Origin of the sequence: Pedobacter riviphilus, from assembly GCF_014692875.1 — a bacterium.
Taxonomy (GTDB): Bacteria; Bacteroidota; Bacteroidia; order Sphingobacteriales; family Sphingobacteriaceae; genus Pedobacter; species Pedobacter riviphilus.
In genome coordinates this window covers 452389-465928 of the sequence record NZ_CP061171.1, presented here as the reverse complement: position 1 = coordinate 465928, position 13540 = coordinate 452389, and the positions used below count along the sequence as shown (strand labels likewise).

The 13540-nt window shown below is 41.2% G+C and carries 12 protein-coding genes; 1 reads left to right on the top strand and 11 read right to left on the bottom strand.

What is annotated here, in order from left to right; all coding sequences use genetic code 11:
* Positions 1-5 precede the first annotated feature (5 nt).
* The 9 genes from ccoG to H9N25_RS01750 form a co-directional block, all read right to left on the bottom strand.
* Complete coding sequence (ccoG, locus tag H9N25_RS01785) at positions 6-1397, bottom strand: cytochrome c oxidase accessory protein CcoG (RefSeq protein WP_190327750.1); 1392 nt, start codon at positions 1395-1397, stop codon at positions 6-8.
* A complete protein-coding gene (locus H9N25_RS01780; RefSeq protein ID WP_223833538.1) occupies positions 1381-2349 on the bottom strand; it encodes a cbb3-type cytochrome c oxidase N-terminal domain-containing protein in 969 nt (322 codons plus the stop codon). The genes ccoG and H9N25_RS01780 overlap by 17 nt, the downstream gene beginning before the upstream one ends.
* Entirely contained in the window at positions 2336-2518 is a 183-nt protein-coding gene (locus H9N25_RS01775) for a hypothetical protein (protein ID WP_167293061.1), read from the bottom strand. Before H9N25_RS01775 ends, H9N25_RS01780 begins: the two co-directional genes overlap by 14 nt.
* 3 nt (positions 2519-2521) lie before the next feature.
* Positions 2522-4663: a cytochrome-c oxidase, cbb3-type subunit I gene (ccoN, locus tag H9N25_RS01770; protein ID WP_190327749.1), complete on the bottom strand. Its 2142-nt coding sequence runs from the start codon at positions 4661-4663 to the stop codon at positions 2522-2524.
* Positions 4664-4735: 72 nt separating this feature from the next.
* Positions 4736-4915, bottom strand: a complete 180-nt coding sequence (gene ccoS / locus H9N25_RS01765; RefSeq protein WP_190327748.1) for a cbb3-type cytochrome oxidase assembly protein CcoS — start codon at positions 4913-4915, stop codon at positions 4736-4738.
* A complete protein-coding gene (locus H9N25_RS01760; protein ID WP_190327747.1) occupies positions 4912-7296 on the bottom strand; it encodes a heavy metal translocating P-type ATPase in 2385 nt (794 codons plus the stop codon). The genes ccoS and H9N25_RS01760 overlap by 4 nt, the downstream gene beginning before the upstream one ends.
* 13 nt (positions 7297-7309) lie before the next feature.
* Complete coding sequence (locus H9N25_RS25220) at positions 7310-7756, bottom strand: hypothetical protein (protein ID WP_330221079.1); 447 nt, start codon at positions 7754-7756, stop codon at positions 7310-7312.
* Between the two features lie 3 nt (positions 7757-7759).
* Positions 7760-8656, bottom strand: coding sequence for a coproporphyrinogen-III oxidase family protein (locus tag H9N25_RS01755; RefSeq protein ID WP_330221078.1), 897 nt, complete (start codon positions 8654-8656; stop codon positions 7760-7762).
* Positions 8656-9084: a Rossmann-fold NAD(P)-binding domain-containing protein gene (locus H9N25_RS01750; protein WP_167293056.1), complete on the bottom strand. Its 429-nt coding sequence runs from the start codon at positions 9082-9084 to the stop codon at positions 8656-8658. Before H9N25_RS01750 ends, H9N25_RS01755 begins: the two co-directional genes overlap by 1 nt.
* 716 nt (positions 9085-9800) lie before the next feature.
* On the opposite strand from H9N25_RS01750, the gene H9N25_RS01745 reads away from it, so the two are divergent.
* Positions 9801-11105 (top strand): DUF3472 domain-containing protein, encoded by a 1305-nt coding sequence (locus H9N25_RS01745; RefSeq protein ID WP_190327746.1) that lies wholly within the window; start codon positions 9801-9803, stop codon positions 11103-11105.
* Positions 11106-11261: 156 nt separating this feature from the next.
* Here the strand turns inward: H9N25_RS01745 and H9N25_RS01740 are convergent, their stop codons facing one another.
* Both H9N25_RS01740 and H9N25_RS01735 read right to left on the bottom strand, forming a co-directional pair.
* Positions 11262-12293, bottom strand: a complete 1032-nt coding sequence (locus H9N25_RS01740) for a response regulator (protein ID WP_190327745.1) — start codon at positions 12291-12293, stop codon at positions 11262-11264.
* Positions 12294-12317: 24 nt separating this feature from the next.
* A complete protein-coding gene (locus H9N25_RS01735) occupies positions 12318-13508 on the bottom strand; it encodes a PAS domain-containing sensor histidine kinase (protein ID WP_190327744.1) in 1191 nt (396 codons plus the stop codon).
* Positions 13509-13540: the final 32 nt, after the last annotated feature.

The window sequence follows — 13540 nt, the reverse complement described above, 5'->3', positions numbered from 1 at the left end:
ATCACTCAATCATTCTCTAATTCAATTCCTTCCGGCTGCGCGAAAAAACTTGTAGTTGCTGTGCTTAAAACTTTGCCGTTGGCAATAATTTCGAAAACGGCATCGGTTTTATATTTTTTAATGGCATTATTTTTCCTGATCAGAAAGAAAGTAAGGTGCACCGAACCTTCTTTTGGCAAAACATCAGCTTTTTGGATAAAATCAATTTCATCACTGTCATTTTGCGACCTAAACCTGAACTTTACTGCTTTATTGGTTTTGTTGATCAGCTCTGCATTATAAAGATTGCTCGTTTTATCTGCCCCCCTACTCTGGTATAAAGTACCGCTTGCTCTTAGTACGGTGGTCTGGATATCTTCTCTTTTATAAATCAGTGAAGAAAAAACTACCATTACCACAAACAGTACCGCTGCGTAACCGTAAGATTTTAAGCCAATTTTATAGGGTTTACGTTCGTTAATAAAATCCTGATTGAAGAAACCGATCAGGTTTTTGGGCTTGTTTATTTTAAGCATTACCTCGTTGCATGAATCGATACAGGCGGTACAGTTTACACACTCGAGCTGCGTACCTTCGCGGATATCAATTCCTGTTGGGCAAACCTGTACGCAAAGCCCACAATCAATACAATCTCCCGTTTTTAAAGCTGCATCCTGTTTTTGAAGATGGCCCCGCGGCTCGCCCCTGTTAAAATCGTAGGCGACCACCAGACTTTGATTATCCAACAGCACCCCTTGCAGCCTGCCATACGGACAGATTACCGTACACACCACTTCGCGTACATAGGTAAATACCCCATAGAATATAAATGTAAATAGCCAAATGGATACAAAGCCCGATACATGACCAGCAATTGGTTCAGTAATAATTTTATACAGTACTGCCGACCCAATCATATAAGCCAAAAAGGTATTTGCAATGGCAAAAGAAATCACCAGAAAAATAAAATGTTTGCTTATTTTTTTGAATATTTTCCCGGCGGTCCAGCCTGCTTCGTCTAGTTTCTTTTGTTTATTGGCATCGCCTTCAATCCAGTATTCGATTCTACGGAAAACCATTTCCATAAAGATTGTTTGCGGGCAAGCCCATCCGCACCATAGCCTACCCAAAATTACTGTAAAACATACAATGAACATGATAAAAATAAGCATCGCGAGCGCGAAAAGGTAAAAATCCTGCGGGGTAAAAATCAATCCGAAGAATACAAATTTTCTTTCTATAAAATTGAGGAGTACCAGTTGTTCTCCCTTAAATTTTAAAAACGGACAGGAAAACAAAAATAACAGCAGCACATAACTTACCCATTTCCGGTAGGTATACAGCCTACCAGATGGCTTTTTAGGATAGATAAAATTTCTGCCCCTGCCTTTATTTTCTTTTTTATTTTTTGGTAACATCGGTTTGGTTCACACTGTCGGTTGGTGTTTTCATCTCATTGCCTTTTAAATCTTTCGCTTCATATTTCTCACCCTGTGGTGCTTTGGCTCCTGCAGGATTACTTCCTTTTAGCGATAAGATAAAATTGGCAACAGCACTGATCTGTTTTGGATTTAAATTTTTCTCCCAACTGATCATACCTTTTTCGGGTACCCCATATTTTATGGTTTTGAAAACATTGTTTATGCCTCCACCATGCAACCAATAATCATCGGTTAAATTTGGCCCTATTATGCCCTGGCCTTTATCGCCATGGCAAACCACACAGTTAGTTGTAAAAACAGTTTTGCCCTCAGCCAGTACCATTGGCGTATTATCAACCTTAACCGAATTCTCATCAATGGTATTGGCCGATTTTTCGAGGTAGGCTGCTTTTTCTATCTTCGCTTTGGCCATTTCTTTTTCATATTCTGTATCCTGCAGATCTCCATAACCACCAATGTGGTAATAAAAAAGATAGGCTGCCGCGAAAATCATGGTTCCGAAAAAGAGGAAGTTAAACCAGGCTGGCACAGGGTTGTTCAGTTCTTTAATGCCATCGTAAGCATGATCGATGACCAGGTCTTTTTCTTCTTCAATGGGCCTTAAGCTTAAAAGTTTTGTCCAGATTGAGGGTTTAACCGGTTTTTGTTTTAACCAGGTATCGTAATCCAAAACCAGTTCTTTTACCGGTTTGGTGTACGGCTTAGGGTTTAACTGTTCCTGATACATTACCTTGAATGCATTTAACAGGGTTACTGAAACAAAAAGAAGCACAACTGCAAAAACCAGGAGGATTATAATCAGTATTTCAGACTGGTTTAGCCCCAAGCCTGCCTGAGCAGGTGTTAAGGTTTCTGCGGCTTTCTCATTCGCAGCAAAGGCTGTAATTGAGATGAACAGGCATAATAACAATAGTTTAATCTTCTTCATATGCAATAGGTTGATTGTCTTGAATAGGAAGCTGGCTCATTACTTCGATATGTTTTTTATTTAGTTTGAGCAGGTAAATACCCACGATTACAAAAAACACCATGAACATGAGCAGTGAGGTGATGAGGTATAATTCACCACCGGCTAAATCTTTTATCTGGTTAAACATATTTTATTGATTTGAAGGAATGGTTTCTTTATTTGCTTTGATATCGGTACCCAAACGTTGCAGGTAAGCAATAATGGCTACTATTTCCCTGTCGCTTTTAACCTTGATGTTATTCTGTTTTAGGTCGAGTGCAATCTTTTCGGCCTGAACTTTTAAATCATCGTTAGCGCGTTTATCATAACCTTCGGGATAAGGTACCCCCAGTATCTGCATGGCTTTGATCTTACTGGCTGTGGTGGTAATATCCAGTTTCTGCTCAATCAGCCACGGATATGGCGGCATAATGCTTCCCGGCGACATTGAAGTCGGATCGACCAGGTGATTGTAATGCCAGGCATCAGAATATTTCCCTCCTACGCGATGAAGATCGGGCCCTGTTCGTTTACTCCCCCATAAAAACGGGTGATCGTAAACAAACTCTCCGGCTTTACTATACTCTCCATATCGTTCAGTTTCTGAGCGGAAAGGTCGCACCGTTTGCGAATGGCAGTTTACGCAGCCTTCTCTGATGTATAAATCCCTGCCCTGAAGTTCGAGTGCCGAGTATGGTTTTACACTGGCAATGGTTGGCACGTTAGATTGAATGGTAAAAGTGGGCATCATTTCTACCATGCCCCCAATTAGGATGATGATGAGCGATAGCACCATGAATTTCATTGGCTTACGTTCCAGAACCCTATGCCAGGCTTTATCCGCCGAAGAAGTTTCGATAACAACTTTGCTTAATGGCATGGCCTCTGCAGGTTCATTGGCAAGCAATTTAGCCCCTAACATGGTTTTAGCCAGGTTATACGTCATTACAATTACCCCTGTTAAATACAATGTGCCTCCGATCGAACGTAAAATATGCATCGGGATTATCTGTAGCGTTGTCGCTAAAAAATTAGGGTATTTCAGTAAACCTTCGGGGGTAAATTCTTTCCACATCAGCCCCTGCGTAAAACCTGCCCAATACATCGGCACGGCATAAAAAAGGATGCCTAACGTACCTATCCAAAAATGGAAACCGGCTAGCTTTTTAGAATATAATTCTGTTTTGTAAATACGGGGGATTAGCCAGTACAACACACCGAAGGTTAAAAATCCATTCCAACCTAAAGCGCCAACATGCACGTGAGCCACAATCCAATCGGTAAAATGGGCAACACCGTTAATCTGTTTTAATGATAATAACGGACCTTCGAAGGTGGCCATACCATAAGCTGTAAGGGCAACCACCATAAATTTAAGCGTCACATCTTCCCTTACTTTATCCCAGGCGCCGCGCAAAGTTAATAAGCCATTAATCATACCGCCCCAGCTTGGTGCAATCAGCATAATCGAAAATGCAACACCTAATGATTGTGCCCAACCCGGTAGTGAAGTATAAAGTAAATGGTGAGGTCCTGCCCAGATGTAAATAAAAATGAGCGACCAAAAATGCAGGATACTTAATTTATAAGAGTAAACGGGTCTTCCGGCCATCTTTGGCAAGAAATAATACATCATGCCCAGATAAGGTGTGGTTAGAAAAAATGCCACCGCGTTATGCCCGTACCACCATTGTACCAATGCATCCTGTACACCGGCATATACGTAATAGCTTTTCATAAAAGAAATGGGCAGTTCGAAAGAGTTTACAATGTGCAATACTGCTATGGTAACAAATGTGGCAATGTAAAACCAGATGGCCACATATAAATGACGTTCTCTTCTTTTGAAAATGGTACCGAACATGTTTACGCCAAAAACCACCCATATGATGGTGATGGCGATATCTATTGGCCATTCGAGTTCGGCATATTCGTGCGAAGTGGTAAAGCCAAGCGGTAGCGTGATCACTGCCGATAAAATGATCAGCTGCCAGCCCCAAAAATGGATTTTGCTCAGCACATCACTAAACATCCGTGCTTTTAACAAGCGCTGAAGGGAATAATAAACACCCATAAAAATGGCATTGCCCACAAAGGCGAAAATTACGGCATTGGTGTGCAGCGGCCTGATGCGGCCAAATGTAGTGTACTGACTGCCCATGTTCAATGCGGGTTTGAAGAGCTGCATAGCTACAAGCAAACCAACAGTCATCCCGATTATTCCCCAAACCAGGGTGGCAATACCAAAGTTCCTGACAATCTTGTTATCGTAAGTAAATTTTTCTAACTGCATAATAGAAACAGAATTTTGTATGTTTTATATGCCAAAGGTATCTGGCAGTAGGCGGATAAAGGGTGATAACGGTTAACTAGAAAAGTGATCTTCTTCACTTTTTTCGGCAGCAGCTTCATCATCGAAGAGCATACGGATACCTGGAGTATGTACATCATCATTCTGACCGGTTTTATAGGCCCAGAAAAACGCTGCCAAAAAAATGAGTGCCATTAAAACGCTGCAGCCAACCAAAAAGTAAAGAATGTTCATATCAGTTTATTTTTACGGGCAAACCATCTGGTTGCCATGGTGGTAAAGGAGATAATGGTAACCGTACTAATCGGCATCAGTACTGCGGCCACCAAAGGATAAAGTGTACCCTGAACGGCAAAATAAATACCAATACAGTTATACGCGATGGCTATAGCGAAACTTGTTTTAATGATCTTCAGCCCATCCTTACTTAACTGGATAAAATCTGGCAGATAATTTAAGGCGCTGCCTTTGAGAATGGCATCACAACCGGGCGTAAAATTATTGATGTTATCCGTTAATGCGATTCCAAAATTACTTTGTTTTAGGGCTCCGGCATCGTTTAACCCATCGCCCAGCATCATTACTTTATTCCCACCCTGCTGAAGCTTTAAAACTGCATCGAGCTTTTGGTGAGGGCTTTGGCGAAACCTGATGGTTGTTTTTTCGGTGAATATTGTATCCAACATCCAACGGTCTTTATCGGTATCGCCTGATAAAACCAGCAGCTTGAATTTCGAAAGTTTTAAGATCAACTGCGCTAATCCTGAGCGCCACTGCTGTTTGATATCAAAACATCCTTTATAAACATGGTCAATCACAATATGCACGCCGCTTTCGCTAGCAGACTTTACTGCCATAGGCAGCATAGAAAGATGTCCGGCATAAATACTGTGGTTATTTATTTTAGCGGTCAAACCTTTTCCTACCACCTCTTTATAATCGCTGATTGAATAAAACCGATCAACATTTAAAGTTTTTAAGATATGCCTGCTCAAAGGATGGATAGAATTTCGCAAGAGGGAACCAACAATAATCTTTTCCTCGCCTGATATCGTTCCACTAAAACCGATCTCTGCATGTTCATTGCTGGTTAGGGTGCCTGTTTTATCGAAAATCAAGGTATCGCATTTGCTAAGTTCTTCAACGGCATCTGTATTTTTTACATAAAATCCTTTCTTATCAAAAACCGATAAAATTGCAGATAGTGTAAATGGGGTACTTAGGGCCAGTACGCAGGGACAGGCCACAATAATTACGGCGGTAAATGCCGCCCATGCTTTGTGGCTATCGTTCTGAAGCAACCAATACCCAGTAGCGGCAAATGCAATCAGGAAAACACCCAGACTAAAGTATTTGGCTACAGTATCATTAAAGTTCTGTTTTTCGGTATTGTTCTTATAATTATCGTTGTTCCATAAACCGGTTAAATAACTTTGTGAAACAGGTTTGATCACTTCAAGTTCTATCGCTTCGCTGGTTTGCCTGCCACCTGCATAAATAATTTCGCCCAGAACTTTATGTACAGGGTCTGATTCGCCGGTAACAAAACTCATATCCATCCAGGCCTCACCTTTCATTAAAATTGCATCTGCAGGAACCAGCTCACCGTTCCTGATCCACAGCCGGTCGCCGATCTTGATTTCGTTTATGGATACAGGCTTTTCTTTACCGTTTTGCAGGGTAGTTACCGCAATCGGGAAATAGGACCGATAATCGCGATCAAAAGAAATGTGATGGTAGGTGCGCTGTTTAAGCCATTTGCCCATTAAAAGCAAAAACACCAATCCTGTTAAGGTATCGGCAAAACCCGGGCCTGTACTGAAAAGGATTTCGAAAGCAGTGCGCAAGAAAAGTACCGCAATAATTAATGCTAAAGGGGTATCGAGGTTAATGTGCCTATGTTTAAGGCTTGTTATTGCTGAGGTAAAATAGTCGCGGCCACAATAAAAAGCTGCAGGAATAGCGAACGTAAGGTTTAGCCAGCCAAAAAGCGATTGAAATTGTTTCTCGAAACCCGATAAACCAAAATATTCCGGAAAGCTAAAGAGCATAACATTGCCCATTAAAAATCCGGCAACGGCTATTTTTAACACCAAAGCTTTATCTACCGAACTGCTGTGTTCCTGTACTACATCCTGCAGGCTGATCAAAGGTTCATAACCGATCTGGCCTAAAGTTTCCACCAACTGCCTTAACGAAATTTCGTCGTGATTGAAACTTATGGTAACCTGTTTTTTAAGGAAATCAATCCGTGAGCTGAATATAGCGGGGTTGATTTTATAGAGGTGTTCTAGCAACCAGATACATGAACTGCAGTGAATGGCCGGAATGTAAAATGTAATGATGCTCGAACTTTCATGTTTGTAATCGAGCAATTGATCAATAATTTTAGGCTCGTCCAGATATTCTAAATGAAGCTCATTTTTAAACTGTTGGCCCGGATTATTGTTGTACACATAGTAATTGCAAAGGTTATTCTCTGAGAGGATCTTGAAAACAGCCATGCAGCCTGCGCAGCAAAAATCTTTATCTCCTGCCTGGTATTTTATCGCGGGCAGATCTTCTCCACAATGATAGCAAAGGGCCTGTGTTGTGGTTTTATTTTGATCTTCCATTTTTAACCTGTACTTAAATTGATGAACTGAACATTTGGGTTTTGGGCTGCTTAAGCCATAGTTTCTCATCGAAAGCCATGCACACGTTTCTCAAAAAAGATTTCCCTTTCGTGGTAATCCTAATTTCTTTTTCGGTTACCCAGATCAGCTTATCGCGTAATAAGGGTAACAGCCTACCATATACTTGTTCTGGAATACCTTCGTTGTACATTGTATTTTCTCTGCACATGAGGTTAAGAATATGTTTCCTTACCCCGATGTCTTCACCTGTAAGGAAATGGCCTTTTTCCACAGGTAGTAAACCACGTTCGATTTTATCGAGATAATCTTCTACCGTTTTCGGATTTTGTGCAAAAGCTGTCCAGCTATCGCTGATAGAAGATACGCCAAGGCCGATAAGTAAATGGGTATGTTTATTGGTGTAGCCCATAAAATTGCGGTGCAGCTTCTGTTCAGTCATTGCCTAGAACAAAGAATCGCTGTTCAGTGCAAAATGGTCCATTCCCACATCTTTATATCCTGCGGCATCAAGCAATTGTCTACCCAATTGGTAAAGCGCAAATTTTTCGTCGCCCAGGGGAAGATCTTTTTCTGTATAATGTCTTTGGCCTGGTTTTAACCAGGGCACATGGGCATAACTGTAAAAAGCAATGCGGTTTGGCTTCATATCGATTACCGCTCTTATGGTATCAGCTAAGCCCGGAATTGTTTGTCCCGGAAGGCCGTAGATCAAATCAAAATTAACAGAGGTATAACCGATTTCTCTTGCTTTTGTGGTAATCTCAGCTACCTGTTGAGGCGTTTGAAAACGATTGATCAGGAACTGCACTTTAGGATCGAAATCCTGGATTCCCAGGCTTAATCTTTTGAAACCAAGGCTGTACAGAGTGGTTAAGTGTGCACTGGTGGTATTGGCTGGATGTGCCTCAAAAGAAAATTCTGCATCAGGAGCCAAACTTGAATTTTGCAGAATGCCATTGATCAGTAAGCCCAGGTTCTCTGCGCTGAAAAAAGTTGGTGTTCCGCCACCAAGGTGCAGTTCTTTTAGTTTGGGTTTCTCCCTGAGAACTTCCACATACATTTTCCATTCAGCAAGTACGGCCTTGATATATGGTATCTCTACACCATGGTTTTTGGTAATACGGGTATTGCAGGCACAGTAAGTACACAGGCTCTCGCAAAATGGAAGGTGGATATAAAGACTGATCCCCTCATCCTTACGGCTTTCGTAGATATTCGCAACATTGGCCAACCAGCCATTTGCATTGAATTTTTCGATGTCCCAGTAAGGCACAGTCGGATAGCTGGTATATCTGGGTGTGGGGACATTGTACTTTTTAAGTAGTGCAGATGCCTCCATTATTTCATCACTTTTACTTTAGAACACTCATTTTGACAGCAGCACGCGCTACCTACACATTTACCCGCAGCCCATTGATCAAGGTTTTTGATCACCTGTTCCATCCGCTGTTTAGCGTCGGCACCGCCGGATGCCAAAGGAACGTTTGCCACTTTGATCCCTGCAGAACCTGCAGCTTTTAAATCAAGATGATCTGTTTGGAATGATGAGGTTGCGATGTATTTTATACCCAGGGCTTTTAGCCCCAGAATCATCGCCTCGTTTAGTTCATCGTTGTTAAAAACCAGCAACGCTTCCTTTCCGGTTGCGAATGAAAGCGTATCAATAGTTAAACTATTGGCAATTATGGTAATGTCGTGTTTTTTATAATTGGCCAGTACCAACCATTCCTTTTCATCGGGTTTGATGTTGTAAGCTATAGCTTTCATATACAGAATTTATATATACAAAACTATGGTCCTGGGCAGGTGCTACAGGTGAGGATGCTTAGAGAAAAAAATGATTTTTATTACATTTATTAATTTGGCGTTTAGCGGCAATTAAGCGATTTAAACAACGAACAAGTAAATCGCCTAATGAGATTGCTTTACCGATAAATCGCCACAGGCTAGCGCACGCTTCCAAGCCCGCAATGAAGAATATGACGATGAACCATTGGCTAATTACCAGGGAGCCAATGATCAATAAATTAATTACATTTCTTCACACAACCGTTTGCGTTTATTCAAAAAAGGCTCAAAAACAAAGCTGTAAAACACTAAAATCAAATAGTTTAAAACAGTATTCAACAAAAATATTTTATTAAACCCATATTAAGACTGCTTACAACTACAAACTTTATAAAAGCTGTATTACCCAATAAAATGATGCCCTTTTCCCTTGGAAATATAGCTGTATTAAGCAAACGTTTGCGCTGAGAATCTTAATTTTTTATCAATTGTTAGTCGTTAACTTCAATTCTAGTTAGTGCAAAATATTCCTTGTTTTTTATTGCATTAATGTGTTTGGGTTCGATTGGCAACCATTTGTGATAATTATAAAACCGACAGTTGAAAATGAGGCTGGGTTAAGCAAAAAAACATCTGCATTACAGATTGGTAAAATGGGGTGAAACTTAATTATAAACAACCATATACTAACCAAAATGAAAAAAACAAGTTCGCTTGCCACAGGCCTGCTATTATTGCTCAGCTTGTATTCGTGTAAAAAAACAGAAAACCTCACGGAAACAGAGACATCAAAAATTAAAAACGCCATCGCAGTTACCGAAAGTTTGGGCGGTTCGTCCCTAAACGTCGGTTTAGGTGGCAATGCCTATACCGCTGGCACGGGTGGTTTAATTAATGATACTGGTTTACATAATTGGACATCAGCCAGCACGATTACCAGTGTATGGTTCCGTTTAGGACTTACAGGAAGTTTAACGGTAGCAGTAAAAGGCACCGTACCTTCAGGAAGCAGTAACATCAAGGTAACTATTAATGGTACCGTATTTAATAAAACCATTACCGGTACCACTGCCACCACAACTACCATTGGTACCGTAAATATTACAGCTGCTGGCTATGTACGGGTAGATATACAGGGCGTGAGTAAAACAGGCAGTTACTATGGCGACATTTCCGACCTGGTGATTAGCGGGCCTGCTGTGGCTTCCAATGTGCAATATGCCAATACCGTAGCCGATTATTATTGGTCGAGAAGAGGCCCATCGTGCCATTTAAATTACACCGTACCATCGGGCACAGAATGGTTTTACAGTGAGCTGAATGTGCCCAGCGGAGAAGACAAAATCGGTTCTTATTTCATGGCCGATGGTTTTAGCGGGGGTTACTTTGGCATGCAAGTTAACTCAGCTACAGAAAGAAGGGTTTTATTCTCGGTATGGGATCCATCAACCGGCAGCACTACTTTGGTAAGGAAGGGAAGTGATATCACCTCTAATGGATTCGGTGGGGAAGGCACGGGCGGACAATCTTATCTCTTATTTAACTGGGTAGCGGGTACTACCTATAAATTCTTATTGCGGGGCAAACCCGATGGTGCGGGCGGATCGGATTATACGGCCTGGTTTTACGCACCCGAGAATGGTACATGGAAGATCATAGCACAATGGAAACGTCCAAATACAACGGCATATTTAACAGGAATGTATTCGTTTATTGAGAACTTTAACCCAGACCAGGGCTACCTGCAAAGAAGTTGTAACTACGGTAATCAATGGTATAAAACCAGTAGTGGCAATTGGACAGAGGTTACCAATGCCAGTTTTAGCTACGATGCCACCGCATCAGCTGAGCAACGTATGGATTACCAGGGTGGTGTTACAGGTAATAGCTTTTATCTGAAAAATGGCGGTTTTTTTGCCACTTATACGGCTTACGGAACAGCTTTGAACAGAAGCGCTACTGGCATAGCCCCAAGCGTTAATTTAAGCACTTTACCATAAAAAAAAACTTATCCCGGGAAATATAAAGTATTACCCGGGATAAGTTTAGTTTGAAGTTGGCAGTGCGGAATCGATTAAGCACATTGCTGATCGAGATAACTTGCTGCAACTCCTTCAAGCCCAGCCCCGCAATGGCCAAGTGAACTAATGATTGCCTTACTGTTTAATGTTTTTGAGTTTTTCGATTGAGCGGATATTTATGGCATTGCCTGTTTTATCAATCAGTTTTTCATCTTTAAAATCAGCAAGCATTCGGCTTACGGTTTCGCTGGCTGTACCTACCAATGCAGCAAGATCATCGCGGGAAATCCGGATGGTACAGCTATCTTCAACACCATCACCAAATTTAACAGCTACTTGTAGCAATGCTTCTGCTACACGTTTTCGTACCGATGAATAGGCCAATTGAAGCATTTGCTTTCCTTTATCGCGTACATTTCCTGATAGCAAAGTGATAAATGTTTTGGATACGGCCTGGTGGTTGAGCAGGTACTCCATAAAATCGGCTTTGGGGATCTGTATAATGTCTGATTCGGTTAAGGTTGCTGCATTGTCTGTGTATACTTCGCCATTACACAAACTCTCATATCCAAAAAAATCGCCGTCATGATACAAGCTCGACGAAAGCTCCCTACCATCCTTAAAACGTTTGTACGTTTTTACCTGCCCCTTAACTACATAATAAAGATGGGTAGGTTCATCCCCTTCCACATAAATAATCTGCTTGTTGGCAATTGGCCTTAATTTGCCCTTTTTACGGAGCTCGTCCATTACCGTTTCGCTATTGCCCGATGGGGCATTAAAGCCAGCTGATTGTTGCTTCTTTTTAAACCTGCTTTCTATGGCCTTAAAGAGTTCTATATCATCAAACGGTTTGGTGAGGTAATCATCGGCACCCATTTCCATACCTTTTCGCATGTCTGCCCGCTCGGTTTTTGCGGTAATGAAAATAAAAGGAATATTTGCCGTTTTCTGGTTTTTGTTCAGTAGGTACAAAACCCCGTAACCATCCAGTTCTGGCATCATGATATCACAGAGGATTACATCAGGCAAATGGTTCAAAGCCATTTCTACCCCTAACTTACCATGTTTCGCGGTAAAAGTTTCATAACCGGCCAGATCCAGCACCTCAGCTGTACTTTCCCTGATGTCGTCATTATCTTCAATAATCAAAACTTTCTTGTTCATGGAGATTGCGTGTTTAATTGTAAATTATTTACCAAGTGCAAAGCTGAGCGTAAAAACTGTACCTGAATTTTGTTCGCTCTGACAGGCTACTGTACCATTCATCAGACCCACATATCTTTTTACAATGTTCAGACCTAAACCTGTGCCAGGGATATCGCCCGTATTATGCGCCCTGAAAAATGGTTCGAACAGATTGTGCTGGTCGACTTTTGGAATGCCAATACCATTATCTTTCACCTCTAAAATAAGCTCATCATTTTTTAAAATGGAATTGAACTGGATCAAAGTATCTGCACCGGAGTATTTTATCGAATTGGAAATCAGATTGATCACACAGTTTTTCAACAGGTTCGGATCGAGGTAAACTTCGGCGGTTGTACCTGTATGTTCGTAAATAATATGCTGGTTCTGTTTGGTCATCATCTGCATTTCTTCAGCTATTTCTTCAGCAAAGCTGATGATATTGAAAGACTGAGCGGACGCTTCTACTTTTCCGGCCTCGAGTTTTTCGAGCGAGAGGAAATCGTTTAATATTGTGGTAAGGTTATTAATCGAATTTTTGATTTTCAGTGTATGTTTTTCTACGCTGGCCACATCATGTTTGGAGGTATATTTATCGATCAAAGAAGCCGATAATTGTATCGAACTGAGTGGTGTTCTAAACTCATGCGAGGCCATAGACACAAACCTTGTTTTGAGCTGATTGAGTTCCTTCTCTTTCTGAAAAAGCGCCTGCATATTTTCTTTGGCCATTTCGAGCTCAGACACCAGCTTTACCAGATCGTGTGTACGTTCCTTAATCTTTACCTCTAATTTTTCGGTGTAGCTTTTGATCTGCTCTTCATTGGCCTTTTCTTTACTCAGATCGTGGATAAAACCAGTATAAATTTTACGGTCGCTAAATTTTATTTCGCTTACCCCAAGCCTAAAGGGAAAAACCGAGCCATCCTTACGTTTACCGGAAACTTCTCTCCCGGTTCCGATAATGTGTTTCTGCCCGGTATGTTCATATCTGGATAAGTAGCCATCATGACGTGAATGATCAGGCTCTGGCATCAAAACCGATACATTTTTGCCTACCAGTTCATCCCTTCCATAACCAAAAAGCTCAAGTGCAGCGGGGTTTAAATGTTCTATGAGTCCCTTATCATCAATGGTAATAATCCCATCAATGGCATTTTCAATAATTGCATCTAAAAATTTCGACCTATCCATGTAACACATCAGTATATCCTTGTAAATATAGA

What these genes read in the sequence shown, in the direction of transcription:
- ccoS (WP_190327748.1), bottom strand. Translation starts at nt 4,915, where the DNA reads ATGAACATTCTTTACTTTTTGGTTGGCTGCAGCGTTTTAATGGCACTC.
- H9N25_RS01755 (WP_330221078.1), bottom strand. Translation starts at nt 8,656, where the DNA reads ATGGAGGCATCTGCACTACTTAAAAAGTACAATGTCCCCACACCCAGA.
- H9N25_RS01780 (WP_223833538.1), bottom strand. Translation starts at nt 2,349, where the DNA reads ATGAAGAAGATTAAACTATTGTTATTATGCCTGTTCATCTCAATTACA.
- ccoG (WP_190327750.1), bottom strand. Translation starts at nt 1,397, where the DNA reads ATGTTACCAAAAAATAAAAAAGAAAATAAAGGCAGGGGCAGAAATTTT.
- H9N25_RS01750 (WP_167293056.1), bottom strand. Translation starts at nt 9,084, where the DNA reads ATGAAAGCTATAGCTTACAACATCAAACCCGATGAAAAGGAATGGTTG.
- H9N25_RS01745 (WP_190327746.1), top strand. Translation starts at nt 9,801, where the DNA reads ATGAAAAAAACAAGTTCGCTTGCCACAGGCCTGCTATTATTGCTCAGC.
- H9N25_RS01760 (WP_190327747.1), bottom strand. Translation starts at nt 7,296, where the DNA reads ATGGAAGATCAAAATAAAACCACAACACAGGCCCTTTGCTATCATTGT.
- H9N25_RS01775 (WP_167293061.1), bottom strand. Translation starts at nt 2,518, where the DNA reads ATGTTTAACCAGATAAAAGATTTAGCCGGTGGTGAATTATACCTCATC.
- H9N25_RS25220 (WP_330221079.1), bottom strand. Translation starts at nt 7,756, where the DNA reads ATGACTGAACAGAAGCTGCACCGCAATTTTATGGGCTACACCAATAAA.
- H9N25_RS01740 (WP_190327745.1), bottom strand. Translation starts at nt 12,293, where the DNA reads ATGAACAAGAAAGTTTTGATTATTGAAGATAATGACGACATCAGGGAA.
- ccoN (WP_190327749.1), bottom strand. Translation starts at nt 4,663, where the DNA reads ATGCAGTTAGAAAAATTTACTTACGATAACAAGATTGTCAGGAACTTT.
- H9N25_RS01735 (WP_190327744.1), bottom strand. Translation starts at nt 13,508, where the DNA reads ATGGATAGGTCGAAATTTTTAGATGCAATTATTGAAAATGCCATTGAT.